This is a genomic window from Nanchangia anserum (assembly GCF_015240065.1).
In the GTDB taxonomy this organism is placed as follows: Bacteria; Actinomycetota; Actinomycetes; order Actinomycetales; family Actinomycetaceae; genus Nanchangia; species Nanchangia anserum.
Genome location: NZ_CP060506.1, coordinates 1,848,335 through 1,873,251, shown reverse-complemented (window position 1 = coordinate 1,873,251; position 24,917 = coordinate 1,848,335). Strand labels below are relative to the sequence as shown.

Below are 24,917 nucleotides of genomic sequence, written 5' to 3'. Positions count from 1 at the left end.
CTTACACCCCGATTCGCTGAGCCGCCTCCAGCGCCCAATACGTCAGCACCTGATCCGCACCCGCCCGCACGATCGACGTGATCGATTCGTCGATGACACGCTCGCGCTCGAGCCACCCGTTCGCCGCGGCCGCCTCGATCATCGCGTATTCGCCCGACACCTGGTAGGCGCACACGGGCACCGGCGAGATCTCGGCGACGCGGGTGAGAACGTCAAGATAGTAGCCCGCGGGCTTCACCATGACGAAGTCCGCCCCCTCGGCAATGTCGAGTTCGGCTTCGCGCAGACCCTCGCGGGAGTTTCGCGGATCCTGCTGGTAGGTGCGTCGGTCCCCGCGCAGGGAACAGCCGACGGCGTCGCGGAACGGCCCGAAGAAGCCCGAGGCATACTTCGCCGAATACGCCATGATCGCCGTCGAGGTGAAACCGTGGCGATCGAGGGTGTCGCGGATGAGCGCGACCTGCCCGTCCATCATTCCCGACGGGGCGACGACGTGGGCACCCGAGCGGGCCTGTGACAGGGCCATGCGCGCGTACAGCGGCAAGGTTTCGTCGTTGTCGACGTTTCCGCAGGGATCGAGGACGCCGCAATGACCGTGGGAGGTGAACTCGTCGAGGCACGTATCCGCCATGATGACCGTGTCGTCACCGACGGCGTCCCTGATCGCGGCCAGCGCGCGGTTGAGGATTCCGTCGTCGGCCCAGGCGGCGCTGCCGCGCGGATCCTTGTCCTCCTTACGCGGCACCCCGAACACCATGATGCCGCCGAGGCCGGCGGTGACGACGCGTTCGGCCTCGCGCACGAGCGAATCGAGGCTGTGCTGGACGATCCCGGGAAGCGAGGCAATGGGCCTAGGCTCGGAAAGCCCATCGGCGACGAACACCGGCAGGATGAGCTGACGCGGATGAACGTGGGTCTCGGCGACGAGATCGCGCATGGCGGCGCTGACGCGGCCTCGGCGAGGCCGGATGAGGGGATGGGCGGAAGAATCGGCGGGGTTCACAGTGACTCCTCAGCTAGACGAGCGGACAAAACGGGGCGAGGGCTGCGGCAAATCCCTCCGGGGTCGGCGTTGGCGCATGGGCGACACTAGGGATGCCCAGGTCGCGCGCGACGCGCCAGCTAGGGCGACCGATCGTCACCAACCTGGGTCCTTCTCGGTGCCAGAGTCCGGCCTCGGCGAGGGCGCGCACGGCAGATCCCGCGGTTGCCGCAACGACGTCGGCTGCGGCGAAGACCTCAGGGATTCTGGGAAGCGGGCGGGTGTCGTACAAGTCAACTCGGTCAACGCTCCATCCCAGCTGCGTCAGCCCGTCGGGGACAGTCGACGAGGCGCGCCGCGAAGCCGGCAAGACCACGCGCCTGCCCGGGCGAGTGGGAGGCGGGAACGCGGCGACGAGATCACGACCGCTGCCGCCGGCGACGAGATCGACGCGCAGACCGTGGTCGCGAAGTACCCGCGCCGTCGCCTCACCGACAGCGCCGACGCGGACACCGTCAGGTATCGGCGACGTCGCGGAACAGATGAGGCGCGCCGCGCTGGGCGACGTCACGCACACCCAGTCCGCCGTGGCGATTGCGGCGAGGGCGCCGGCGGGTTGACCGTCAAGGGGGACCTGCTCGGTGACCGCTGCGCCGCGAACGATCGCTCGGCGCGACATGAGTTCGCGCAGTCTCAGCGTGAACATATCGGTGTCCGGGCGAGTCAGGGCGACGAGCGAGAGCGTCACGATCGAGCCGCTCCGAACCGGTCGCGTCCGGGAGCGAGCGCGAAGTAGTCGGGATCGACTCCGACACGCTCGGCGTGAAGATCGGCAATATCGGCGGCGCCGGCAGCCAACAGGTCACGGCCCACGCGGGTACCGAGTTCGTGGGCGGCATCGTCGTCGGCCGGCAGAGGGGTCGACCCCGAGGCCGAGGCCCGCCGGCTGCCGTCGAGAGCACACACGCTGGCCCTGAGTACGATCTCGCTGCCCTCGGTGGTGGCCAGGGCACCCACCGGCGCGGCGCACCCCGCCTCGAGATGAGCGAGGACGCCGCGTTCGGCGAGAGCTGCGGCACGGGCCGTCGGGTCGTTGAGCGAGGCAAGGGCGTCGGCGAGTTCGGAATTCTCGGCGAGGGCAGCCTCGGACGCCTCGATGGCCAGCGCACCCTGAGCCGGTGCCGGGGCCATGATCGACGTCGGGAGGATCTCGGCGGCTCGCCCGAGCAGACCGAGTCGGGCAAGACCGGCCTGGGCGAGAACGACGGCGTCGAGGTCACCCGGGCCGTCTTCGAGGCCGCCGACGCGGCCGAGCCGGGTCGGCACGTTGCCGCGAATGTCGCATATGCGCAGGTCGGGACGCTGGGCCAGGAGCTGAGCCGCGCGGCGAATCGAGCCTGTTCCCACCAGGGCACCCTCGGGAAGCTCGCTCAATCGCCGCCCCTGTGCCGAACACAGGACGTCGGCCACGGGCGCGCGCTCGGGGACGGCGGCCAGACACAGCCCGGGAACGGGTGCCGTCGGCAGATCCTTGAACGAATGGACGGCGAGGTGGCAGCGCCCATTGAGCATCGCCAGGCGCAGGGCGGCTGCGAACACGCCAACCCCGCCCAACCGGGACAGCGACTCGCGGGTGATGTCGCCCTCGGTGCGGATGGTGACCATCTCGACGTCAATGCCGCGCTCGGTCAACGCCTGCGCGATCGTCCGCGACTGCGTCAGCGCGAGGTCCGACCCGCGGGTTCCAAGGATGACGCTCATCGCTGGGCCTCCGTGACGACGTCGAGGGCCGGGCCGCGAGAAGCAGGGCCGCTCGCGGCCAACTCTCGCCCACCATCGAGGGCATGGGGGACGACCGAGGCGATGCCGGAGCCGGCGATCCACGACCCTGCCACCAGCAAGCCCGGGCACCTCGCCGCGACGTCGGCGGTAAGTGAGCGCACGCGCTCCCAGTGGTCGGGTCCCAACGGCGGCAGCGCCCCATCCCAGCGCACGACGAGAGCGTGCTCGATCGCCGTGGGAGGCAGTTCGACCCCCAGCAGCGCCTGGGCATCCGCGCGAGCGCGCTCGGGGGTCAGCTCCACCGGGTCCTCCCCGGTGCGACCGTACGAGACGCGAAGGACGTGGACGTCCGGGTGGTCCTCACGCATCCACCCCCACTTGTACGAATAGTGGGTGAGCGCCTTCGCGCGGACACATCCCGCCGCGATCTCGGCCGCAGAGGGCGCGCGCACGAGCATCCCCGAGCCGCGCGGGCCGTCGTCGAGCTCGGGGGCGCGCACGACGAGGCTGACGTGGCCAATCGGTCCCCCGGGAGTCGGCTGCCACCCGTGAACGTCAATCCCGTCAACTGACTGAAGCAGGGCCAATCCGGCCGCCACCGGCAGTGCAAGGACGACCCGAGGAGTGCGCACCCGCACCGCCGCTCCTGTCGTCACCGGCGGATCCGCCGGATTGCGCGCCGAGGCTGTGCGCGCGAGATCAACCATCCACTGCTCGTCAGGGGCGCGCGTGAGTGACAGGGCGCGCACGTGGGTGGCGATGTGACCGCCCTGCTCGGTGATGGCGCTGGCGAGCGCTCGCGGTAGCTGGAACATCCCTCCGCGTGGCGCGCTTACCGCCGGCGCGCCCGGAGCGGCCCCGCGCAGCCGGGCAACCGCCGCCGTCACCGACCCGATCTCGGCCAGCGCCTGGCGCAGACCCCGACACACGGTATCGACGGCCAGGCGGGCCGGATCGGCAGAATGGATCCCCCCGGCGACGGGGCCGACGATCTTGGCCAGGACGGCCTCGCCGAGGCGAGCGCTCACAAACGATGCGAGATCCTCGCACTCGGCACCGGCGTCGGGCCCCATCGTCAGGTCCTCGCGCGCCCGAGTGAGTTCGGCAGGTGTGAGGGTGCCGGTGACGGCCGGATCGTCCAGGCTGGCGGGAATCCCTAGCATTCCGTGGGGGATCGGGGTGGCGCCGGCGTCGTGGCTGTACACCCACGACCCTCCCGATGGGGCGATGACCGGTAGCCCTAGTTCCTCGCACAGGTCGCTGACGCGGGTGGCCGAGGCGGCGAAAGATTCGGCACCAATGTCGAAGGACAGGTTGTCCAGGTTGACCCCAGCTATGAGCCCGCCCGGCGTTCCGCGCTCCTCGACGACCAGCGGGGATAGCCCTGCCAGCGTGAGTGCGTAGGCGGCGCTCAACCCGGCAATCCCGCCTCCGATGACAACGGCGTCGACGACGGGATCGGCCGATGATGCTGGCTGTGACACGACTAGTCCTTTCCGGGCCGCAGGGAGTGGATGTAGGCGACGAGATCACTCAGGCAGTCGGGATCGGTCGACGGCGGTACTCCGTGGCCGAGGTTGACGATGTGGCCGTCGGCGCCCATCCCGGCCTCGACGACCGCGCGGGCGTGGGCGCGAAGGACCGGCGTGGGGCACGACAGTAGGGCGGGATCGATATTGCCTTGGACGACGAGCGGGGAGGGTCGGCCGATTGCGCGCAGCCGGTCGATCGCCTCGTCGAGACCGAGCCGATAGTCGACGCCGACGCACGTCGGCCCGGCGGTGGCGAGCAGATCGAGGAAGGGTCCCGTCCCCGTGCCGAAATGGATCGTCGGAACCCCGTCGGCGGCCAGCGCCGAGAAGACGCGCGCGGAGTAGGGCAGGCAGTAGCGGGCGTAGTCGGCGCGTGAGAGTGAGCCTGCCCACGAGTCGAAGAGCTGCGCAACTGTGGCCCCACCACGGATCTGGGCGCGGATGAAGGCGATCGCCAGATCGCCGGCCCACGTCATGAGGGCGTCCCAGGCTTCGGGATCGGCGTGCATGAGCGTGCGAGCCGCCAGGTGGTCGCGCGTGCCGCGCCCCTCGACGACGTAGGCGGCGAGGGTGAACGGCGCCCCGGCGAACGCGATGAGCGGGGTTGCCTCGGGATCGGTGGGGTCTCCGAGCTCGGCAATGCACGCGCGGGCCGCGTCCTCGATGACGCCGAGTCCGTCTGGGGCCAGTGTGGTGAGGGCGCGGACGTCGGCGGCGGTGCGCGGCGGCTGGGCGAGGACGGGGCCGATGCCGGGGCGAATGTCGACGTCGACCCCCGCAAGCTTGAGGGGAACCATGATGTCGGAGAAGAAGATCGCGGCGTCAACGTCGTGGCGGCGCACGGGTTGACAGGTGATCTCAGCGACGAGATCGGGCCGTACGCACGCGTCCAGCATGGCGATCCCCTCGCGCACGCGCCGATACTCAGGCAGCGAGCGGCCGGCCTGGCGCATGAACCACACGGGCGGACGCGATGGGCGATGCCCGGCGAGCGCGCACAGCAGTGCCGGCTGGGCGGGCGGGGCGGTAGGACTCACGCGAGTCATTGTGCCCTATGGGTCGCCCTCGCGGGCGTGACCGCGGCATATTCGCGCAGGCCAGAGCGCATTTACGAAAGATCAGATCGCGAATATGTGTCAGAAAAACGTCGGATCGACGCATCGAGGCGAACTCCGCGTCAGCACAGTTGCCGAGATCGCGCGCACCGCCGCCGCCATCGGGACGATTCGCTGGCAACTGGGCAAAACGTCCTGATCTCGGTGATTCAATGGACGCGCTATGGCGATTTGCAGCTACACGGTCCACCACGCGACCCACGGACTCGACACGGTCGCGGCCGCGCACGCCCACCTCGACGGGCTCGCCGGCGACCTGATAGAGCGCCCCGGCGTCGATGGGATCGTCGTCATCCCCACGTGCAACCGCCTGGAAGTCCTCCTCGACGCCGCCCGCGACGACGCTCTCGATCGCCACGTCGCGACCCGGATCGACGTCGAGACTCCGACGCGCTACGAGGGGCATGACGCGATCCGCCACATCGTTCGCGTTGCCGCCGGCCTCGATTCACTCGTCGTCGGCGAGCGCGAGGTGTCCGGACAGGTCCGCCGTGCCCTCACCGTCGCCCACAATCACCACACGGCCACCCCCGCACTCACCCGCATCATTCAGGGCGCCCTGACGACCTCGCGACGCATCGCTCAGTTGACCGGGTTGTCGTCGCAGGGGCGGTCGGTCGTCGCCGCCGGCCTCGACCTCGTCGGCGATACGCTCGCCGGCCGCCGCGCCCTCATCGTCGGCACCGGCGCCTACGCGGGAGCCACTGTCGCCGCGCTGCGCGCGCGCGGCGTCCTCGATATCCGCGTCTACTCCTCATCCGGGCGCGCCCGCGACTTCGCGCGCGGTCACGACCTGGTCCCGGTCGACGCGGACGACCTCGCCGAGGCGCTCGCGCACGCCGACCTCACCATCACGTGCCGGGGACTCGGATCGCCCGCGCTCACGCGCGCCGATATTCGCCGGGCACGACGAGAACGCGACAGCGACCTCGTCATCCTCGACCTCGCACTGCGCCGAGACATTGAGGCCGGAAGCGAAAACGAGCCGGGCGTGCGCGTCATCACCATGGCCGACGTACGCGCGGCGGTCCCCGACGCCGAATCCCACCAAGTTGCCCGGGCGCTGACGCTCGTTGACGAGGGAGTGGCGGAGATCGAGAGCGAGCTGCGCTCGCGCGCCGCCGTCCCCGCCGTTCGCGCCGTGCGGGAGTTCATCACCGCCGCCCTCGATGACGAGATCGCGCGACTGCCGGCGACGGCGACCCTCAGCCGCGATGACGCGTTGCGCTCCCTGCGCCGCCTCGCCGCCCGCCTCGCCCACACCCCGACGATTCGCGCCCGCGAGGCCGCCGAGGGCGGGCGCACCGACGCCTTCGTCGACGCCCTTCACGAGGTCATGGGCCTCGTCGTCGACTACCCGCGCAGCGACCGCGCGGGTGGCGCCACCGATTGGGACGAGGCACGCTGCCCCGCGACCGGCCTCAGCGTCACCGACCTCGTGTCCGAACCATCACCGACCCAGGAGGCTGTGTGACCTCGAGTCCATCACCGCTTGCGCCCTACGACGCGATCCTCATCTGCTCCTACGGCGGCCCGCGCACGCCCGACGACGTGTTGCCGTTTATGCGCAACGCGACGGCGGGGCGAGGCGTGCCCGACGATCGGCTTATCGCCGTGTCAGGCCACTACGGTGGCTTCGGCGGCGCCTCGCCGATCAACGCTCGCAATCTCGAGATCCGCGACGCCCTGGCCGCCGAGCTGAGCGCCCGCTCGATCACCGTGCCGCTCGCGCTGGGAAACCGGAACTGGACGCCGTTCATCCGCGATAGCCTCATCGACTTCTACCAGCGCGGCTTCCGCCGCGTCCTCTGCGTGTTCACCGCCGCCTATGTGTGCTACTCGGCCTGCCGGCAATACCGCGAGGACCTGGCCGCTGCCCTTGACGACATGGCGAAAAACGGGATGGACGCGATGAGCGTGGACAAGGTCCGCGCCTACTACACGACGGAAGGCTTCGTCGAGGCGACGACCGCGCGTCTGCTCGAGGCCTGGCAGCGCATGGAGGAGACCGGCCAGTCCGATCCCCGCCTCGTCATGGTCACCCACTCGATTCCCGAGGCTATGGCCGATCATTCCGGCCCCGCCGACGGGTCTCGGCCCGGATACGTGCGCCAACACCTCGACGTCGCCACCGAGGTCGTCGCCCGCGCCGAGGCGGCGCTGGGACGCACGATCGAGTGGCAACTGGCGTATTGCTCGCGCTCGGGTCCGCCCCACGTGCCGTGGTTGGAACCCGATATCAACGACGTTCTCGAGTCGCTGGCTGAGGCCGGTACGTCGGCCGTCATCGCCCAACCGCTGGGATTCATCAACGACCACATGGAAGTCGTCTACGACCTCGACACCGAGGCGAGCGAGACGGCTGAGCGCCTCGGACTGACCTATGTGCGCGCCGCGACCGTCGGGACGCATCCGGCGTTTATCTCCTCGCTGGCCGATGTCATCTGCGAGCGAGCGGCCCAGGCACGCGGCGAGAGCGCGCCGGCCGCCGACGCCGTGGAACCGACGTGGCCGGCGATCCCTCCCGAAGGCGATTCCCGTGCCTCAGCGAGCGCCCCCGCCCACGCCGCCGCATGCGGCACCGATGCCCCGACCACTTACCCGCTTCCCGCCGAGGTCACCCACGCGATTCTCGGCACCGTGACACCAGCAAAGGAGACGACGATGACCCACCCGCACCACCCGGCCCCCGACGCCCACCCCACACCGGATCCGCACCCGGGCGCCCACCCCGAACACCACCACCCCCACGGGGACGCAGCTGCGACGCCGCCGAAGGACCCGCGCGACCACGACGTCGACCCCGAGGAGGTCAACGGTCGCGACAACTTCGCCCTCTACGGCGTCTTCTCGACCGCACTGCCCCTGCCCGAGGACCCCGAGGTCCGAGCCGAAATGGCCGCCGACGTCGTTCGCGCCGTCGAGGAGGCGGGTGCCGAGATCCGCGGCTGGTACGACACCGCCGGTTTCCGCGCCGACGCCGACCTCATGGTGTGGCTGCTCGCCGATCACGTGGACAAGGTTCAGGACGCCTATCGCGCGATTCGCGCTTCGCGCCTGGGCGAGCACCTCCAACCCGTGTGGGCCGTCACGAGTGCCCACATGGTCGCCGAATTCAACCGCCCCCATCTGCCCGCCTGCTTCGGCGGCTGGGGAGCGCGCGACTACATGGCCGTCTACCCCCTCAACCGCAGCTGGGACTGGTACTACCTGCCGAAGAATCGCCGCGCCGCGATGCTGCGCGAGCATGGAATGAACGGCAAGGACTACATGGACGTCGGCGTCTCGACGCTCGCGACCTTCGCGCTGAGCGACTACGAGTGGACGATTTCGCTCGAACACGACGACATCACCCGCGTCATGGGTGTACTGCGCCAGCAGCGCGATTGCGAAGCGCGCCTGTTCGTGCGCGAAGACTGGCCGTTCTACACGGGTAAGCGCATGGAACTCGCCACCTGGGTCCAGCGCCAGCCGACGATGGAATAACCCTGTCCCCACGGGTTCGTCGGTAGCCCGCATACCCTGACGGCTCCCTCCCAACACGAGACCATGCACGCTCCGGCGCGATGGTGGTGTCGACGGGAGGGAGTCGTTATGGATCCACACGGCGACATCGAGACGGCGTGCGCGGCGCTCATGGTCGCGCGCACGCACCGAGATGCCATCGTGGTGCCGCAGCGCTGGAGTGGGCGGGGAGCCCGCGCAGCGCGTGCTCGCATCACCGCCTATCGCGCCAACCACGAAAGCGGCGAACACGAAGCGCTGTGCGAGTTGCATCATGCCCGCGCCCTCGTCGACCAGGCGACTGCCGCGCTGGGTAGGTGAGCTTCGACGTGGCCACCCTCGAGATCCAGGGCGAGCCGATCGACGTCGACACCGCCGCGCTGACCGCCCTCGCCGAGGGGCTGGATGCGCTCGCCACTGCGACCGAGGCCGCCGCTCGGGCCCTCGAGGCGCGTCGCTCGCCTGCCTCTCCCTCGCGTGGCAACTGCGCCACCACCTCGACACGTCCCGGTATCGGGTCGACATCGCCACGAGCATCGAGCAGATCCGCCTGGAGCAGCTTCACGCCGACCTGACCCACGCCGTCGCCACGATCAGGAGCTGTGGCGAAAAGGCGAGACCACGAGTCGAGGAGGCACGCGAGCTGGCCGAGGCCACGCTGGAGACCATCGATATCTCCACCGGTGGCGAGGCACGCCTCGTCCAGAATTTCCTCCGGCTTATCCCCGCGATGGCCGCTCCGACGACGGTGATCGCCGACGTCGGCACACTCGGGTGGGGATTGGCTGCCACGCTCGGGGTCATCCCCACGCAGATGGCACCCTCGGACGAGGCGATGGCCGAGGCCCTTGCCCACATCGGTGCGCTCGTTGAACCGGGGCTGCTACTGCTGACCCCCTGGACCCCGCTGACGCGACGCGGTGATACCACCGCGGCCCAACGCGTCACGGGGATGGGCGTGGCGTGGATCGACGCCATCGGTGAACCACGCCGGCGGGTCAGCGTCGGCCGCGTCGATGGGAACAGCTGCGCGGTGGTGGGCTATCCCGCGGCCGGCGGCGGGGGAGTCGCGCCGAGACAACAGCGGTTCGCGCCGGCATGCCCGGTCATCACGAATCGTCGCGACGGCCCCGTCGCGACCCCGCTCACGGGATTCGACCTCGTCCATGCCCTCGATATCCCCGCCGCTACGCCCCACACGCTGCGGATCTTGCGGCACACCACCGGGGAGCACACGTCGTGGACGGTCGTCGTCCCGGGGACCGAAGAATGGGGAATAGGCGGGGACAATCCCTTCGATATGGACACCAATCTGCGGGTGGTTGCCGGACTGCCCAACGCCCAGGAGACGGCCGTGGCCGAGGCGATGAAGCAGCTGAATATCCCCGACACCGATCCCGTCGAACTCGTTGGCCACTCGCAGGGCGGCATGGTTGTCTCGCGCTTGGCCGCCGATCCCCTGTTCACCAAGCGTTTCACCGTGACTTCGGCCCTGTGTGTGGGGGCGGCGACGGGAGGAGTCCAGCCGCGCGCGGGTACGCGGATGCTCGTCGTCGAGAACAGCCGTGACATCGTTCCCCAGCTCGATGCGAGTGCGCGTGAACGCCGCCGCACGGGGGTGACGCGCGTCGTCGCAGATGTCAGTCCCGCCGAGGCGCGCACGTATGCTCCCGGACAGGTTCCGGGGTCGGGGCAGCATCACTCGCGCGACCTCTACGCCCACCTCGTCGACCAGGCCGAGCACTCCGACAATGCCGACATGCGTGCGTGGGTGGCGAACCGCCGAGTAACCATGGGCTTGAACGCGACCACGCGCACGGAAGCGATCGACTTCGTCGTGCGCCGCCCCTGAACGTCTCAGACGTGAAGAACGAGGAGCATAGCGATGGTGACGATGACCTCGCTCCAGCCGATCGTCTTGGGCGCGACGCGCTTACCGGTTCGGCGCGACCACGCCGGCAGGGCGATCGCGCGCACCGTCAGCGCGAGCCACAGGATGGGCAGCAGCGGCGAGCACCACCCGGCGAGAGCGCACATCCCCGCCCCGATGGTGATGACGACGTGGGCAAGCACAGAAAAGACCAGGTAGCCACGCGAGGATCGCTCGCGCACGAGCGTCTTGACGTAGGGGACCGTCGACCAGAAATACGCGGTGAGGGCACACGCGAGGAACGTCACCCACGCCCATCCCTCAAGCACCGAATGGGGCGGTGACGCCGTCACGGCCAGAATGCTTTCGCCCGCCGAATGCTGCAACCACGAGGCGCCCAACCCCAATCGGGTGAACCCCGTGCCCAGGTCGTAGGCGACGAGGCACATGAGCCCCGAGGCGAGGATCGTTGACGTGCGCGCGAGCAGGGAGCGCTCGCGCTTACGCCACGATTGCCACGCCATGATGGCGACCAGCGGAGCAAAGGCGATAGCCCACTCGAGGACCGGCGGGGCGACGAGGACGGTGATCGCCCCGAGGATGAGGGTGACGATTCCGTAGGTGCGTACCGGCGGCCAGTAGCGTTCGCGCCGACCCGAGCGAATCCACAGACTCGTCGAATAGAAGCAGAAATAGCCGACAAACCACAGGGCGAACAGCGCCAGCGTCGCCGCTCGCATGTGCGACCACGCGACTCCGCACCAAAACGGCACGAGCATCATGGCCCACGCGCCATGCTGATCGGGGATCCAGCCGGCCCTCGTCGATTTTGCGCGGGCTCGCGTGCGCACCTTCGGGAGCGACCCCGACGACGTCGTCTTATGGGAGGTCAGGGGGCTGCGGACGGCTTCGATGCGTCCCGTCGACGCCAGGGAGACGGGAACCTCGTTGGGATCGATGCGGGGCAGGGATCCCGTGTGCGGCGTCGCCGTCACTCCCGCGCCCGGCGACTCCGATGCCGGGGTGTATCCGGGCATGGTCAGACGTTGGGCCAGCGGCGTTCGCCGAGGCAGAGAGCCGCGGCGTGGTGCCTCCTGTGAAGATGATTCCCGTCGTCGCACTCGGTCAGCCTAGCCGATGCACCTGAGTGGCTCCCGAGTGTTATCGGCGCAGCCGCGCCCGGAGCGGGCCAGCTAGATTTGCCAGTCCGGAATTGCCGAGGACCGCGAGGATCCCCAGGTAAATGATCGCCATGACGATGCCGCACGCGACGATCCGCCACAGGGCACCGATCATCGTCCCCGCGACGCCGGCGCCTTCGGGGGCGTAGGGGCCGACGAGGTGGAGAACACCCCAGCCCGCGCATCCGGCGATGACGCTGGCCAGCGTCGTTTGCCACAGGGCTGCGATGACCGGCCACACGACCGGTTCAGCCAGGCGCCGCTGGAGGATGATGAGCGCCCCGACGAGGCCTGTCGCGTAGACGAGTCCCTCGCCGAGCGATGCCATGGGGACCCACCACGCGGGATCCATGGCGACCCACGCGACGACGACGAAGACCGCCTGCGTGAGGAGCATCGGCAGTTGAAGGTAAAACAGCGATCGCGCATCGCCGAACGCCAACAGCAGACGCTGGGCAAGACCCCAGATGCCGAACAGCGGAGTCGCCAGCCCGAAGAGGGCGAGCAGAAGGGCGAAGATCGCGATATTGGCGCGATCCGACGAGGGCATGATGATCTGCATGACGGGGATGGCCCCGCTGACGAGCGCCGCCGCGCAGAACCCCGTGACGACAGCCAGAGAGGCCTGGGTGCGCAGGAACTGATCGTGAACCTCGCGAATCTTATTCGCCGCAACGAGGGCGGACATCGACGTGAACAGCGCCGTCGTCACCGAGGTGACGATCGTCGACTGCGGGATCATGAACACCTGGAACGCCGTGTTGTGCGCGGTGATCGTCGCGACGACCGTCCCCGTGGAGGTGGCATAGCCGTTAGCCGCACCGGCGATGTTCGTGACGAACAGGAACGACACCTGGGCGACGATGAGGGAGGCGAAGGCCCACGCGGCTACCTGTGACACCTCGCGCAACCCGTGACCGCGCACCCCCCACACGAACCGCAACCGGAATCCCGTGCGATAGAGGGGGATGAGGAGGATGAGGGCCTGGATGACGATCGATGCCGTCGACGACCCCGCCAACAGCGCGATCGGTCCCGCGGTCCACACCGACGGATCGGACGCCCAATCCTTGGAGGTCCCAAGCGTTTTCCAAAATACGGCCAGGCCGACGATCGCACACACGTTGTTGACGACGGGCGCCCACATGTAGGGGCCGAACGACCCCTTGGCGTTGAGCAGCTGCCCCCACAGCGAGTAGAGGCCGTAGAAGAAAATCTGCGGCAGCGACCAGAACGCAAAGACGATCGCCAGGGAAATCCACTGCGCATCCATGCGCGCGGCATAAAGGTAAACGAATGCCGGCGCCGCCACCGTGCACAGCACCGTCAACCCCGCCAGGGCGACGGTGAAGAGGGTGAGGAGCCGGTTGATAAAATCCTCGTCGTTGCCCCGATGCAGCGCCCGCACGATCTGGGGAACGAGGATCGCCGAGAGCACCGAGGATGCCAACAGGTTGTAGATCGTGTTCGGCAGGTTGTTGGCGACGTTAAAGGCGTCGTTTGCCCCGATCTCGCCAATGAGCGCGATGAGCAACGCCGTGCGAATGAACCCGAGCACGCGCGAGACCATCGTGCCCGCCGCCATGATCCCGGACGCGCGCGCGACGTTGACCTGCTTAATTGCCGGTCGCTGCGTCACCACCGGCTGAACCGGCAGCGTTCCCGTGGAATCGACATCGGGCAGGGGAACGAGAACGAGCGGGGGACGTGGCTGTCCTTTAGCGAGGGCGTGCCGGGGCTGACGGGGCATGCGAGAGCGGGAGAACACGACGGAGACCTTCCTAGGCGCTCACGCCGGCAGCGCGAACGCGCTCGGCGTGCAGCTGGTCGACGAGCGGCATATCTAGCTCGGCCAGATCGCCAACCTCGCACCCCACGGCACGCGCCAGCAGATAATCGGCCAGCTCGGCATTGCGGGCGAGCACCGGGCCGTGCATATAGGTCGCGACGACGCCACCCTGACAGGCCCCATCGACGGCACCACCGTCGTGGTCGGCCGCGTTGCCGCTGCCCGAGAGCACCCGCCCGAGAGGACGGGCATCCGGACCCAGCTGGGTCGCGCCGCCGTGATTTTCAAACCCCGTCAGCGGCTGAGTGAGACCGGGTAGCAGCGGTGCCGTGACGAGCTCGCCGATGGAGCGATGCCCCTGAGGCGTCGTCGAAATGTCGAGAACCTCGGCGCCGGCGACTTCGCGTCCCGTTGCGTCGGTATAGGAACGCCCAAGAATCTGTAGTGAGGCGCAGATCGCCAACAACGTCCGTCCCCGGCGCAGCGCCGCCGTGAAGTCAGCGCAGCGACGCAGATGATCCGCCGCCAACGCCTGCGCCGTATCCTCGCCCCCACCCATGACGTAGAGGTCGAGATCGGCCGGAATCGCCTCGTCCAGATGGATCTCGACGATGTCGGTGGCGATCCCGCGCGCGCGTGCACGGTGGCTGAGGACGAGGGCATTTCCCGTATCGCCGTAGGTCCCGAGCACCTCGGGATCAATGACGCCAATGGTCAACCGATCGGTCATTTCGTCTCCCCCTTCGCGCGGCGCACCTCGGCCTCAAAGAGGCGCTTAGCATCGCGGAAGGCGGTGTAATTGGCCAGCAACTCCACCCGGCCCGGCGCGCACTGAGCCAGCGCCGCCGTGACCGTTGGCGCAAACGTCACCTCGCACTCGGCATACGTCAACCGCACCGCCAGATCGAGACCGCGCTCGCCCGTCACGACGACCCGCTTGCCGGCGCTATCGCGACAAAACTCCTCAAAGTCGACGTCCCAAATCCACGACAGGTCCGTCGAATCGGCCACCTGACCGTTGACGGCGACGACGATGCTCGGCGTCGAATAGTCGATCATCGTCAGCGCCTCCTGCCATCCGGCGGGATTCTTCGCCAGCAACATGTGCACCTCGCGCTCGCGGACGCGATAGGTGGCGTAGCGCCCGGCAACCGAGCGCACGCTCGCGCACGCGTCGAGGGCGTCGGCTAGGTCGATGCCGAGGTGATGGGCGGCGAGGGCGGCCTGAGCCGCGTTTCCGCGGTTGGCCCGTCCCGGCACCTCCAGGCGGATCGGCAGGGTGCGTCCCCGAGTGACGAGTCCGTCGTCGGTGACGGTGAAATCGGGGGTCGGGCGCGCGTACTCGGTGCTGGGTACGCGCCAGGTTTCGCCCTCCCACACGACGGAGCCACCGCCACGAGGGAAGCCGACAGAATCGGCCCGCCACGGTGCGCCGACGCTGACCCACGTTACCGACGGGGCATCCCACGCCGCCGAGGCAATGAGGGGATCGTCGGCGTTGGCAATGATGTGGGCGCGCGGGTGAGCATCGACGACCGCCCGCAGATGGCGTTCAACCGTCCCGATCTCGCCGACGCGATCAAGCTGGTCGCGCGAGAGGTTGAGCAAGACGATGACCTCGGGATCGCAGGCGGCGGCCACCTGCCCCATGTGCATCTCATCGATCTCGAGGACCGCCACCGCCGAGGGGCGGCTCATGAGGGCACTGACCGCACCGGCATCCATGTTGTCGCCGTTGGCATTCGTCGCCACGGGTCCACCGACTCGCGCGGCGGCCGCTGCCATGGCCGTCGTCGTCGATTTTCCGTTCGTCCCGGTCACGAGCACGACGCGGCGGCCGTGGGCCAGATGGGCGAGCACATCCGGGTCGATGCGGCGGGCCACCGTGCCACCGATCATGCCGCCCGAGCCACGACCACTCACGCGCGAGGCAAGCGCAGCAGCCTTGCCGGCCCCGACGGCGAGGCGAGTGCGCCACGTCGGGCGCTGGCTGTGTTGACGATTCACGCGGCCAGTCTACGGGGTAGCCGCAATTGAGCAGGGAGGCCACCTCGTGGAAATGGCGCGCCGCGCACCGGTTGTGTCGCTAAGCTGCATCTGCCCGCCCCGTGAAGGAGCACCATGGTTAGTCTGAGCTTCGCCGAGAGCGCCGAGGATCGCCGTGCCCTCGCGGCCCTTGACGTGCCCGCCGCTCGGTTTACGACTCCACCGCAGTCGCTGCTCGCGTCCGTCGACGCCAATCCCCACATGAAGGCGGTGGCCATTCGCGATGACGAGGGCGTCGCCGGGTATTTCGCCGTGGAGACGGGTCCCTCTATCAGTGAGGTCTCGGCCGATCCCGCCGATGTGTTGCTGCGCATGCTCGCGGTGGCCCGCTCGCGGCGTCGTCGAGGAATCGCTCGCGAGATGCTGAGTACGGCCCTCGAGCCGTTTCTGTGCGCCCACTATCCGACCAGCCCGCGCGTGTTGCTGCTCGTGTCTGTGGCGAATTGGGGAGCTCACCGCCTCTACCTCGACTGCGGCTTCCGCGACACGGGATTTGCCCGGCTGGGCCCGTGGGGACGCCAACGCGTTCTCGCCCGCACGCTGGGCGTGACCCCTCTTTAGCGCACAATCCCAGGCCGGGTGAGAAGGCGCGCCGATGCGGGTAGGATTAACCGTGCACTGTCTGTGGTGAAAGGGGACAAAGTGAAGTTTCGCGTAGACCGGGCCGCCCTGGCCGATGCCGTGACCTGGACCGCGCGTACGCTGCCGCAGCGACCGGCTATCGCCGTTCTCGCCGGTGTGCGGCTGGTCGCCGAAGACGGCCAACTCACGCTGTCCAGCTTCGACTACGAGGTCTCCGCGACCAGCCACGTCGAGGCCGACGTGGACGTCCCCGGCGAGGTCCTCGTCTCGGGGCGCCTGTTGGCCGACATCTGCAAGTCCCTGCCGGACCAGCCGGTTGACGTCGCCCTCGACGGCGCGAAGGTCACCATCGCCTGCGGTGCCGCCCACTTCACGCTGGCCTCGATGGCCATGGACTCCTATCCGCAGTTGCCGACGATGCCCGCCCTCATCGGTCACGCTGACTCGGCGAAGCTGGCGCAGGCCGTCTCCCAGGTCGCCCGTGCCGCAGCCCGCGACGATACGCTGCCCCTGCTGACGACGATCCACCTGGAGTTTTCCGGTGACCAGCTGACGCTGATGGCCACCGACCGCTATCGCCTGGCCGTGCGCACCCTGGAGTGGCAGCCCGAGGACCCCGAGATTTCGATGACCGCCATCGTCAAGTCCAAGACGCTACAGGACATGACGAAGTCGCTGAACAACGCCGGAGACGCCGCGATCTCGCTGGCGACGGCCGATGGGGCGCCGAAGATCATCGGCATGGAGCAGACGGGCCGGCGCATGACGTCACAGCTCACCGACGGCGATTACCCGCCGGTCGCCAAGCTGTTCCCCGAGGTCGCCGAGGCGACGGCCGTCATCGACCGCCAAGAACTCATCTCGGCCGTCAGCCGCGTCGCCCTCGTCGCCGAGCGCTCCGCCCCTGTCCGCCTCACCTTCGCCGGCGACCAGGTCGAGCTCGAGGCCGGACGCAGCGACGATGCCGAGGCCAGCGAAAAGCACGGGTGCGCCTACCGCGGCGAGCCGATTCAGTCGGCCTTTAACCCCAGCTATCTCCTTGACGGGTTGACGGCCCTCAACCAGCCGTATGCGCGCCTGTCCTACACCGAGGGGACGAAGCCGGTCGTCATCACCGGCCAGGAGGCCCCCGGCGAGGATGACTCGCAGGAGATGCGCTACCTCCTCATGCCCATTCGGTTCTTCTAGGCCGTGTATCTGCGCAACGTCGCACTCGACGACTTCCGCTCCTGGCGCAGCGTCGTCGTCCAGCTGCGACCCGGCGTGTGCGTCCTGCTCGGGCGCAACGGGCAGGGAAAGACGAATTTCGTCGAGGCCCTGTCTTACCTCTCGACGCTGCACTCGCATCGGGTGTCGGCCGATACGGCGCTCGTGCGCTTCCCAACCCCGGATGAGCGCGAGGCCCAGCACCGCCCCGCGGCAGCGGTTATCCGCGTCAAGGTCATTGAGGGCGGCCACGAGCGACTGGTCGACCTCGAGATCGTTTCGGGCAAGGCTAACCGCGCCCGGCTCGGCCGCACCCAGGTGCGCCCCCGCGAGATCCTCGGGCAGGTTCGCACGGTGCTGTTCGCTCCCGAGGACCTCGACATCGTTCGTGGCGACCCGTCCGGGCGCCGGCGTTTTCTCGACGACCTCGCGATTCAGCGCGAACCCGTGCTCGCGGGCGTGCGCGCCGAGCACGAGCGGGTCCTCCACCAACGCGCCGCCCTGCTGAAACGGGCGGCGACCGTGACGCGGCGCGGCGGGATCGCCGACGTGTCGACCCTAGACATCTGGGATGAGCAGCTGGCCGGTCTCGCCGCGCGCCTCATTCGCGCCCGCCACCGCCTCGTCGTCGATCTGGCTCCCCACGCGGGCGTTGCCTACACGACGATCAGCGAACACGGGCGCACGCTCGAGCTGGCCTACCAGGCGTCGCTATCGCGGTGGGAGCCCGACGTCGACCTCGCCGACGTCGAGGCCGTGACCGCGGCTCTGCGGCGTGCCTACGCGGCGGTGCGTGACGACGAGGTGCGTCGCGGCGTCAACCTCGTCGGAGCCCATCGCGACGACCTCGAGACGTGCCTGGACGCCATGCCCGTGCGCGGCTTCGCCTCCCACGGCGAGACGTGGTCGGTCGCCCTGGCTCTGCGCCTGGCACAGTTCGAGATCTTGCGCGCCGACGGCGGCGCCCCCATCCTCATCCTCGACGACGTGTTCGCCGAACTGGACGCCGCCCGCCGCCGCGCCCTGCTCGACGTCATCGCCGAGGCCGATCAAGTTCTCATCACGGCCGCCGTCGACGACGACGTCCCCGATGAGCTGGAGGCGACGATCTATCGGGTGGCTTATGGCGACGATGGAACGTCATGCATGGTGAGGGAGGGCGATGACACCGACGCCAGCGCCGTCCCCTGAGGCTCCCGAAGACTCCGTCACCCTGCGGACGCTGCGCCGCGCCCAAGCGGACGCGTGGGCCAACGGGCACACCCGGCTGCCCCTGCGTGCCCTGCTGTCGATGAGGCGGGCGCGCGGCGCCGAACTGTTCGTCGACGAGGTCGAGGACGGCCCCCGCGATGACCTGTCCTTTTCCGGCGTCGCCGCCGCCGACCTCAGCGCCGCCGAGCGCCGCATTCCCGGGGCCTCCCTGTTGCAGGACTCCCCGGGAATCGCGCGCTCGTCGGCACGCTGGCGCCGCCGCGACCCGCAGCGGGCGGGATCGCACGTGAAGCGAATCCTCAAGGCCCAGGGATGGACGTCGATTATCGCGGTTGCTCGCGTCGCCGAGAACTGGGAATCCATCGTCGGTCCCCAAGTGGCCGAGCACGCCCGGGTCGAACAGATCGAAGACGGTCGCCTCAACGTCCGCACGACGTCAACGGCGTGGGCCGTCCACCTGCGCTCCCTGCTGCCTCAGCTCATGCGCAACATCGACGAGGCCGTCGGGCCGGGCGTCGTCCAGACCGTCGTCGTCAAAGGCCCCGATCAACCCTCGTGGAGTCACGGCCCGCGCAGCGTGCGAGGTCGCGGAGTGCGCGACACCTACGCGTGAGCACCATTTCCCCGGAATTTCTCAGCTTCGCCAAAGCCCCAATCAAGGTCGGCTGCGTAATGTCTGTGACATCGCAAGGCGGTGATGGCCCGCAGGGGCCGCCACCACACGAGAGAAGAAAAGGGGAATGCCACTGGGGACCAGCCTTCTTTGAGATGGGGAACACAGGATGTGGGGTTCGGGTAATACACCCGGACCCCACATCTATATGCGCGCAGGTGAGATCAGGTGGGCGCTCCACACGAGAGTGAGCGACGGCAGATCGATCGCGAGGTCAGCGGGAATCGCGAGAAAATCGTGCAGGTACCAGTCGAGATTGGCGCGCATGTGCGCCCGCCCCGCATCGCTCGCGCGTAAATAGGATGAGCGGGTTTGCCCGATGAGGCCGATCTGGTCGGGAGTGAGGCGCTGAGAAAACGCGACGAGATCGAGGGTGGGTCGAGTGAAGCGCGGGCCCAGGCGTGGGGGACGATCCGGGGTGTGGATGTCTCCCGACCGCATGATTCGCGTCAGGCGTTTAACCCAGCCGATCCGCGTATCTAGCTGATTGAAGACGACGCACACGCGTCCACTCGGGGTCAGCAGCCTCGCCGCCTCTGCCGCAGCCTGGGTCGGGTCGAGCCAGTGCCACGATTGGGCGTACACGACGAGGTCGGCGCACCCCGAGGGCAAACCCGTCTCCTCGCCGCGAGCCACCACCGGCGTCAACTCTGGACAGGTGCGGCGTAGCTGGGCGACCATCGCCTCCGCCGGCTCCACCGGCGTCACCTGAGCGCCACGCGCACTCAGAGGAGCGCTCATGAGGCCCGTACCGGCCCCGATGTCGACGATTCGGTTCCCGCCCGCGGTGCGTGCCTGAGAGTAGACGAAGTCGACGGCGCGGTCGGGATAGGGCGGGCGGGCGACGTGATAGCGCGAATCGGCGCGCTCGTACGGGTTGTCGAGGCTCGCCTGCCCCGCCCCGAGGCCGAGGGGATCGGTGACGTCGCCCGGACCCGGGGGGAGCGGATGTCTCACCGAGTCCCCGCACCCAGCGGGCGCGAGCGGAACAGCGCATAGCCGGCTGCGACGGCGATTGCCGTCCACACGGTGGCGGCGAGGGCGTTCATCCACCACTCGTCGAGCTGCATCCGCGACAGCTGCGGATCGCCGCTGGGTTGGTAGTTGGCCGTCAAATCGAGAACGACGCTGGGCGAGAGCGCGCAGATCCACTCCGCCCACGTCTGCTGGCTGAGCGCGATCATCGGCATAATCATCGAGCCGAACACGATGATGAGGCACAGGGTGATGATGGCCCCCAGCGAGGAGCGCAGGATGAAGCCGAGACCGTAGCCGATGAGCGCCAACAGAACGCACGCCAGGGGCATCGAGATCAGGGGAAACCACGTGCGGGCGTCGGTGAACGGAAACGCCCCCGCATCCATCGCCACGGTGGCGAACAGGCCCGAGAGAAGGATGGCGCACAGCGCACCGACGAAGGCGCATACGGCGACGATAGCGACGATGACGACGGCCTTAGCCGCGGCCAGCCGCGCTTTTGACCCCGCCGCGACGAAGGAGGTGTTGATGACGCCGCAGCTGTAGTCGGCGGTGACGACCATCGTGCCGAGCACCCCATAGAGCAGCGAGATCAGCGAGGCACCCGTGGCACCGACTCCGTGAAACGTCTGCGTCACGTAGCTGGTGTCGGCACCTGCGAAGGTCTGGCGCAGCAGCAGGAGCACGAGGATGGGAAAGACGATCTGACAGATGAGTGCGGCGATAATCAGACCGCGCACGGCGTTCGTCGTGCGCGCCTTGATGAACTCCGAGCGCACGACCCCGCCAAAGGTGACGGCGTCATGACTGGTCAGGCGCGTGATGGCGACGGTACTCATCGGCGATCCTTCCTCGACGGGTAGCGGCGACGCGGAGCGGGGGAGGCGGGGGAGGGAGGCTGCGTGGTCGGGCGAATGCGCGCCTCGCGCGACTCGGTGCGGGCCAGGTAGGCGTCCTCGAGCGTGATCGGGCGCGAGGACAGCTGACGCAGGACGATCCCCGCGGCAAGGGCGGCCCGCCCGACTTCGGCATCGGTTGTGCCGGCCACGACGAGCGCCCCGTTATCGGTGCCGAGAATCTGCGCGCCGGGCAGCGCCTCGATGACACCGGCGAGACGCGGGTCGTCAGAGGCCACGACGACCGAGGACGCCTCGGTGCTCGTGACGAAGTCGCTGAGCGCGGCCTCGTCGGTGATGACCCCGTGCGAGATGACGGCGACGCGATCGGCGATCTGCGCCATCTCGGCCATGAGGTGCGACGACAACAGGATCGATTTTCCCCGCTCGGCCTCGGAGCGCAGCAGGTGGCGTAACCACGCGATGCCGTGGGGATCGAGGCCGTTCGCCGGCTCGTCGAGCAGATAGTTGCGGGCGTCGCCGAGGAGCGCGGCGGCGATCCCCAGCCGTTGCCGCATTCCCAGCGAATAGGTCTTGACGGGCATGCGGCCCGCCCCGGCCAACTCCGTCACCTCCAGCAGGTAGTCGACGCGCTTCATCGAGATCCCCTGGGGGGCAGCAAGCGCACGCAGGTGGTCGCGTCCCGAGCGCGCGGGCAGGAACCAGTGGGCATCGAGCAGGCACCCCAGCGCGCTGATCGGGCTGGGGTGCTCACCCATGGGGCGACCATCGACGAGGGCCGTGCCCGACTGCGGCTTCTCCAGGCCGGCAATGAGGCGCAACGTCGTGGATTTGCCGGCGCCGTTCGGGCCGACGAATCCCGTGATGCACCCGGGAGGGATTGTCAGCGACACGTCGTGCAGCACGCGCGTGCTCCCGTAGAATTTTGTCAGTCCGGTGACCTCGATCACGGGATCCTCCTGCCCTCGGTCCTGTATCTAGTCTAGGGGCCGCCCGACGAGAATATGAGGAGTACGCGCTGTGCCAGACTCGGCAGCATCCGCGACGACGAGGCGAGCGCGCGCCATCGAAGAACGCCTCGCCCGTACCTATCCCGATGCGCACTGCGCGCTGCGCCATCGCAACGCGTTCGAGCTGCTCGTTGCCACGGTGTTGTCGGCACAGACGACAGACGCGCGGGTCAACACGGTGACTCCCGAGCTGTTCGCGACCTACCCGGACCGGACGGAGGCCCTCGCCGCCGCCGACCCCGACGACGTGTCCGCGATCGTGCGTCCCCTGGGATTCCAACGCCGACGCGGCACGCAGCTCGTCGCCCTCGCCGACGGGATCGTCCACCGTTTCGGCGGGGAGGTGCCGCAGAACCGGCGCGACCTCGTCTCACTTCCCGGCGTCGGCCGCAAAACCGCCCACGTCGTCCTCGGCAACTGCTTTGGCGTGCCCTCACTCACCGTCGACACCCACGTCGGCAGGCTCGCCGCGCGACTGGGCATCAGCGACAAGACGACGCCGCGCGCCATCGAAGACGACCTCGCCGCGCACTTCACCCGCGACGGCGAGCAGACGAACTGGACGGTTCTGTGCCACCGGCTCATCACACTGGGGCGCGAGATCTGCCACGCGCGCGGACCCGAATGCGACGTCTGCCCGCTGGCTCAGTTGTGCCCGTCGGCTCCGGGCGAGGCGAACGCGGCGTCGGCGACCTCACTCAGCTGAGTCGCCAGCGTTGCCGGCGCCTCCTCGGCGATGAAATGGCCGGCCCGCGGGATGACGAGCTGGGTCAGCGGCGCGGCCGAGTGCATGGCGTCGTGAGCATACGCGGTGGGTGGGAGGACCCGATCAGCGGCCCCACGCACGGACCACACCGGGCACAGCACCGGGCGGCGCAGCAGGCGACGCTGGGCGCGCGAGAGGTAGCGCAGCTCGCGCAGAGGCCGCAGGGCGCACTCGGCAGCGAACGGCGCCTGAAGCACCGCGGCGTAGCGATCGGCCTCCTCGAGCATGACCGCGCGGTTGTCGCGTCCGGTCCACCGGCGCAGCAGGGTGCGAATGAGGCGGCCCGAGCGCAGCGTGCGCGCGGCAAGAACCGGCACCTGGAAATAGCCGTACGAGACGGCAGCGCGCGTCAGCAGACCCGCCGGGTGCGAGCGAACCTCGAGGGGATGAGGGGCACAGATCGGCACGATCGCCTGCACGACGTCGGGGGCCAGGTGGGGAATCATCCACGCCAGCGCCCCGCCGATACCCGCACCGGCGACGACGATGCGGCTGGCCCCCACGGCCGTCGCCACGCCGACGACGTCACGCGAGAGCGTCAGCAAGTCGTAGCCGGTCGGAGGACGATCCGAGCCACCGCACCCGCGCAGATCGACGGCGACGATCCGCCGATCCGAATCGGCGAGCTCGGCAAGCACGTGACGCCACGACCACCAGAACTGGGGAAACCCGTGAAGAAGAATGACGGCGTCACGGCTGCGCAGGTTGCCGGTTTCGACAATGTGCAGCTGCGTGCCGTTGACCGATAAGTCACGGTGAAGCCACGGGCCCGCCGGACGCACGAGCTCGGGGTTGGGCGGCTTCGGAGTCCTCACTGGTCGAGGCTGTCAATGGCGCGGCGCGCCAGGTAATCGCGACGACCCTTTCGGCGTGCCCCGTGCGAGACGAAGCCCAGCGCGATGAGGACGACACCTGCGAGGACGATGATGCCGCCGGTCAGGCTGAAGGCCAGGTGGTGGGCGACATTGCTAAAGAATCCGTTGACCCCGCGCATCGCCTGCAACAGGTGATTGAGCGAGCCGATGACGTTCAGGGCGAGGCCCTGGACGACAAAGAACGCGACGCCGGCCACCAGCGAAACGATGCCCCACACGAAACTCCCCAGCGACGACCAGCGGGCCAGGAGGACGAGCAGGAACATGACGAGGGCCGCAGCGGCGATCTCGAGCAGCCCCGCGACGTTGTGGATACGCGGGGCGACCTCGGTGAGAGTACCGGGGAGCAGCCGGGCAACGCCGTCGCATGCGAAAAACCACGCAACCGGGGTGAGGATAAGCGTGAGCAACACCGACCAGATGTGTGCGGGCACGCGCGAGGGAATCGACGGCAACGCGGTGGCCCCATCGAAGATCGCCTCGTCAAGGGTGTAGCGCTCGCGGGCCGGGGCCGGCGCGGGATCAGCCGGCTCGGTGGCGGGGGCATTGTCGTCGCGCGGGGACTCGGCTGTCACCGGGACGGGCGTGACGGGAACGCTGGGCGCGGCGGCCGGAATGATCGTCGTCTCGGGTAGGTGCTCCGAAGCTTGCGCCGGCTCCTCATCCACCGCCTTCTCGGAGTCCGCCTCGTTCGCTTCCTCAGCGGTGTCGGCCTCGATCTCGACAGCTGCGGTGGCCGCGTCCTCGGTCGGGGCGTCGGGTTCGCTCGGGACGCTCGGCTGCGGTGTTGCCTCCATGAGGGACAGGCGACGCGTCTGCGTCGTCTCCACATCGTCGGTCTCGTCGACCTCGGCGGTTTCCTCGGCGTCATCGCGGTGTGCATCGTCTTCGGCGGGATCGACGAGGTGGCGGGCAGGACGATCGTGTCGTCTGCCGCGGGCGCATCGGTGGCTTCCG

The 24,917-nt window shown here is 68.9% G+C and carries 24 protein-coding genes; 10 read left to right on the top strand and 14 right to left on the bottom strand.

Going from position 1 to position 24,917, the window contains the following annotated elements; translation table 11 throughout:
* Position 1 precedes the first annotated feature (1 nt).
* The 5 genes from hemB to hemE are packed head-to-tail and all read right to left on the bottom strand — an operon-like array spanning position 2 to position 5,342.
* Positions 2-1,003, bottom strand: a complete 1,002-nt coding sequence (gene hemB, locus H8R18_RS08760) for a porphobilinogen synthase (RefSeq protein WP_227712811.1) — start codon at positions 1,001-1,003, stop codon at positions 2-4.
* 13 nt (positions 1,004-1,016) lie between these two features.
* Positions 1,017-1,730 carry a uroporphyrinogen-III synthase gene (locus tag H8R18_RS08755; protein WP_191071636.1) on the bottom strand — a complete coding sequence of 238 codons (714 nt, stop codon included), beginning with the start codon at positions 1,728-1,730 and terminating at the stop codon, positions 1,017-1,019.
* A complete protein-coding gene (hemC, locus tag H8R18_RS08750; protein ID WP_191071635.1) occupies positions 1,727-2,743 on the bottom strand; it encodes a hydroxymethylbilane synthase in 1,017 nt (338 codons plus the stop codon). Before hemC ends, H8R18_RS08755 begins: the two co-directional genes overlap by 4 nt.
* Positions 2,740-4,248 (bottom strand): protoporphyrinogen/coproporphyrinogen oxidase, encoded by a 1,509-nt coding sequence (locus tag H8R18_RS08745; protein ID WP_191071634.1) that lies wholly within the window; start codon positions 4,246-4,248, stop codon positions 2,740-2,742. Before H8R18_RS08745 ends, hemC begins: the two co-directional genes overlap by 4 nt.
* A gap of 2 nt (positions 4,249-4,250) precedes the next feature.
* Positions 4,251-5,342: a uroporphyrinogen decarboxylase gene (gene hemE, locus H8R18_RS08740; protein ID WP_191071633.1), complete on the bottom strand. Its 1,092-nt coding sequence runs from the start codon at positions 5,340-5,342 to the stop codon at positions 4,251-4,253.
* A gap of 232 nt (positions 5,343-5,574) precedes the next feature.
* On the opposite strand from hemE, the gene H8R18_RS08735 reads away from it, so the two are divergent.
* The 5 genes from H8R18_RS08735 (at position 5,575) to H8R18_RS08715 (ending at position 10,767) form a co-directional block, all read left to right on the top strand.
* Positions 5,575-6,885 carry a glutamyl-tRNA reductase gene (locus H8R18_RS08735; RefSeq protein WP_191071632.1) on the top strand — a complete coding sequence of 437 codons (1,311 nt, stop codon included), beginning with the start codon at positions 5,575-5,577 and terminating at the stop codon, positions 6,883-6,885.
* A complete protein-coding gene (hemQ, locus tag H8R18_RS08730) occupies positions 6,882-8,897 on the top strand; it encodes a hydrogen peroxide-dependent heme synthase (protein ID WP_227712809.1) in 2,016 nt (671 codons plus the stop codon). Before H8R18_RS08735 ends, hemQ begins: the two co-directional genes overlap by 4 nt.
* 108 nt (positions 8,898-9,005) lie before the next feature.
* Complete coding sequence (locus tag H8R18_RS08725; RefSeq protein WP_191071631.1) at positions 9,006-9,236, top strand: hypothetical protein; 231 nt, start codon at positions 9,006-9,008, stop codon at positions 9,234-9,236.
* 8 nt (positions 9,237-9,244) lie between these two features.
* Complete coding sequence (locus tag H8R18_RS08720) at positions 9,245-9,490, top strand: hypothetical protein (RefSeq protein ID WP_194189268.1); 246 nt, start codon at positions 9,245-9,247, stop codon at positions 9,488-9,490.
* A 155-nt stretch (positions 9,491-9,645) separates the two neighbouring features.
* The gene (locus H8R18_RS08715) at positions 9,646-10,767 is read left to right on the top strand and encodes a hypothetical protein (RefSeq protein WP_194189267.1); all 1,122 of its coding nucleotides are present in this window, start codon (positions 9,646-9,648) and stop codon (positions 10,765-10,767) included.
* 5 nt (positions 10,768-10,772) lie between these two features.
* Here H8R18_RS08715 and H8R18_RS08710 read toward each other — a convergent pair whose 3' ends face one another.
* The 4 genes from H8R18_RS08710 to H8R18_RS08695 all read right to left on the bottom strand — a co-directional run bounded on the left by H8R18_RS08710 (position 10,773) and on the right by H8R18_RS08695 (position 15,762).
* Positions 10,773-11,822 (bottom strand): YwiC-like family protein, encoded by a 1,050-nt coding sequence (locus H8R18_RS08710; protein ID WP_191071629.1) that lies wholly within the window; start codon positions 11,820-11,822, stop codon positions 10,773-10,775.
* 124 nt (positions 11,823-11,946) lie between these two features.
* The gene (gene murJ, locus H8R18_RS08705; protein ID WP_194189266.1) at positions 11,947-13,716 is read right to left on the bottom strand and encodes a murein biosynthesis integral membrane protein MurJ; all 1,770 of its coding nucleotides are present in this window, start codon (positions 13,714-13,716) and stop codon (positions 11,947-11,949) included.
* A 31-nt stretch (positions 13,717-13,747) separates the two neighbouring features.
* Complete coding sequence (locus H8R18_RS08700; protein ID WP_191071627.1) at positions 13,748-14,485, bottom strand: type 1 glutamine amidotransferase; 738 nt, start codon at positions 14,483-14,485, stop codon at positions 13,748-13,750.
* Positions 14,482-15,762, bottom strand: a complete 1,281-nt coding sequence (locus H8R18_RS08695; protein WP_227712808.1) for a Mur ligase family protein — start codon at positions 15,760-15,762, stop codon at positions 14,482-14,484. Before H8R18_RS08695 ends, H8R18_RS08700 begins: the two co-directional genes overlap by 4 nt.
* A gap of 114 nt (positions 15,763-15,876) precedes the next feature.
* On the opposite strand from H8R18_RS08695, the gene H8R18_RS08690 reads away from it, so the two are divergent.
* The 4 genes from H8R18_RS08690 (at position 15,877) to H8R18_RS08675 (ending at position 19,414) form a co-directional block, all read left to right on the top strand.
* On the top strand, positions 15,877-16,362 hold the full coding sequence (locus H8R18_RS08690; RefSeq protein ID WP_191071626.1) for a GNAT family N-acetyltransferase: 486 nt from the start codon (positions 15,877-15,879) through the stop codon (positions 16,360-16,362).
* Between the two features lie 81 nt (positions 16,363-16,443).
* The gene (gene dnaN, locus H8R18_RS08685; protein ID WP_191071625.1) at positions 16,444-17,571 is read left to right on the top strand and encodes a DNA polymerase III subunit beta; all 1,128 of its coding nucleotides are present in this window, start codon (positions 16,444-16,446) and stop codon (positions 17,569-17,571) included.
* Between the two features lie 3 nt (positions 17,572-17,574).
* Positions 17,575-18,780, top strand: coding sequence for a DNA replication/repair protein RecF (recF, locus tag H8R18_RS08680; protein WP_191071624.1), 1,206 nt, complete (start codon positions 17,575-17,577; stop codon positions 18,778-18,780).
* Positions 18,752-19,414 carry a DciA family protein gene (locus H8R18_RS08675; RefSeq protein ID WP_191071623.1) on the top strand — a complete coding sequence of 221 codons (663 nt, stop codon included), beginning with the start codon at positions 18,752-18,754 and terminating at the stop codon, positions 19,412-19,414. Before recF ends, H8R18_RS08675 begins: the two co-directional genes overlap by 29 nt.
* 204 nt (positions 19,415-19,618) lie before the next feature.
* Here H8R18_RS08675 and H8R18_RS09410 read toward each other — a convergent pair whose 3' ends face one another.
* The 3 genes from H8R18_RS09410 to H8R18_RS08665 are packed head-to-tail and all read right to left on the bottom strand — an operon-like array spanning position 19,619 to position 22,259.
* Positions 19,619-20,431, bottom strand: a complete 813-nt coding sequence (locus H8R18_RS09410) for a class I SAM-dependent methyltransferase (protein ID WP_227712807.1) — start codon at positions 20,429-20,431, stop codon at positions 19,619-19,621.
* A complete protein-coding gene (locus H8R18_RS09405; protein WP_223875122.1) occupies positions 20,428-21,291 on the bottom strand; it encodes an ABC transporter permease subunit in 864 nt (287 codons plus the stop codon). Before H8R18_RS09405 ends, H8R18_RS09410 begins: the two co-directional genes overlap by 4 nt.
* Positions 21,288-22,259 carry an ATP-binding cassette domain-containing protein gene (locus tag H8R18_RS08665; RefSeq protein WP_191071621.1) on the bottom strand — a complete coding sequence of 324 codons (972 nt, stop codon included), beginning with the start codon at positions 22,257-22,259 and terminating at the stop codon, positions 21,288-21,290. The genes H8R18_RS09405 and H8R18_RS08665 overlap by 4 nt, the downstream gene beginning before the upstream one ends.
* Before the next feature lie 70 nt (positions 22,260-22,329).
* Here H8R18_RS08665 and nth point away from each other — a divergent pair, with 70 nt between their 5' ends.
* The gene (nth, locus tag H8R18_RS08660; RefSeq protein WP_194189265.1) at positions 22,330-23,025 is read left to right on the top strand and encodes an endonuclease III; all 696 of its coding nucleotides are present in this window, start codon (positions 22,330-22,332) and stop codon (positions 23,023-23,025) included.
* Here nth and H8R18_RS08655 read toward each other — a convergent pair.
* Positions 22,965-23,900 carry an alpha/beta fold hydrolase gene (locus tag H8R18_RS08655; RefSeq protein WP_191071619.1) on the bottom strand — a complete coding sequence of 312 codons (936 nt, stop codon included), beginning with the start codon at positions 23,898-23,900 and terminating at the stop codon, positions 22,965-22,967. The two genes, nth and H8R18_RS08655, sit on opposite strands and share 61 nt — an antisense overlap.
* Positions 23,897-24,790, bottom strand: a complete 894-nt coding sequence (locus H8R18_RS08650; RefSeq protein WP_194189264.1) for a hypothetical protein — start codon at positions 24,788-24,790, stop codon at positions 23,897-23,899. Before H8R18_RS08650 ends, H8R18_RS08655 begins: the two co-directional genes overlap by 4 nt.
* Positions 24,791-24,917 lie beyond the last annotated feature (127 nt).

Excerpts from the sequence above, each read along its gene's own strand:
- hemC (WP_191071635.1), bottom strand. The coding sequence starts at position 2,743 with ATGAGCGTCATCCTTGGAACCCGCGGGTCGGACCTCGCGCTGACGCAG.
- hemE (WP_191071633.1), bottom strand. The coding sequence starts at position 5,342 with ATGACTCGCGTGAGTCCTACCGCCCCGCCCGCCCAGCCGGCACTGCTG.
- H8R18_RS08735 (WP_191071632.1), top strand. The coding sequence starts at position 5,575 with ATGGCGATTTGCAGCTACACGGTCCACCACGCGACCCACGGACTCGAC.
- H8R18_RS08725 (WP_191071631.1), top strand. The coding sequence starts at position 9,006 with ATGGATCCACACGGCGACATCGAGACGGCGTGCGCGGCGCTCATGGTC.
- H8R18_RS08715 (WP_194189267.1), top strand. The coding sequence starts at position 9,646 with ATGGCCGCTCCGACGACGGTGATCGCCGACGTCGGCACACTCGGGTGG.
- H8R18_RS08710 (WP_191071629.1), bottom strand. The coding sequence starts at position 11,822 with ATGCCCGGATACACCCCGGCATCGGAGTCGCCGGGCGCGGGAGTGACG.
- murJ (WP_194189266.1), bottom strand. The coding sequence starts at position 13,716 with ATGCCCCGTCAGCCCCGGCACGCCCTCGCTAAAGGACAGCCACGTCCC.
- H8R18_RS08700 (WP_191071627.1), bottom strand. The coding sequence starts at position 14,485 with ATGACCGATCGGTTGACCATTGGCGTCATTGATCCCGAGGTGCTCGGG.
- H8R18_RS08690 (WP_191071626.1), top strand. The coding sequence starts at position 15,877 with ATGGTTAGTCTGAGCTTCGCCGAGAGCGCCGAGGATCGCCGTGCCCTC.
- H8R18_RS08675 (WP_191071623.1), top strand. The coding sequence starts at position 18,752 with ATGACACCGACGCCAGCGCCGTCCCCTGAGGCTCCCGAAGACTCCGTC.
- H8R18_RS09405 (WP_223875122.1), bottom strand. The coding sequence starts at position 21,291 with ATGAGTACCGTCGCCATCACGCGCCTGACCAGTCATGACGCCGTCACC.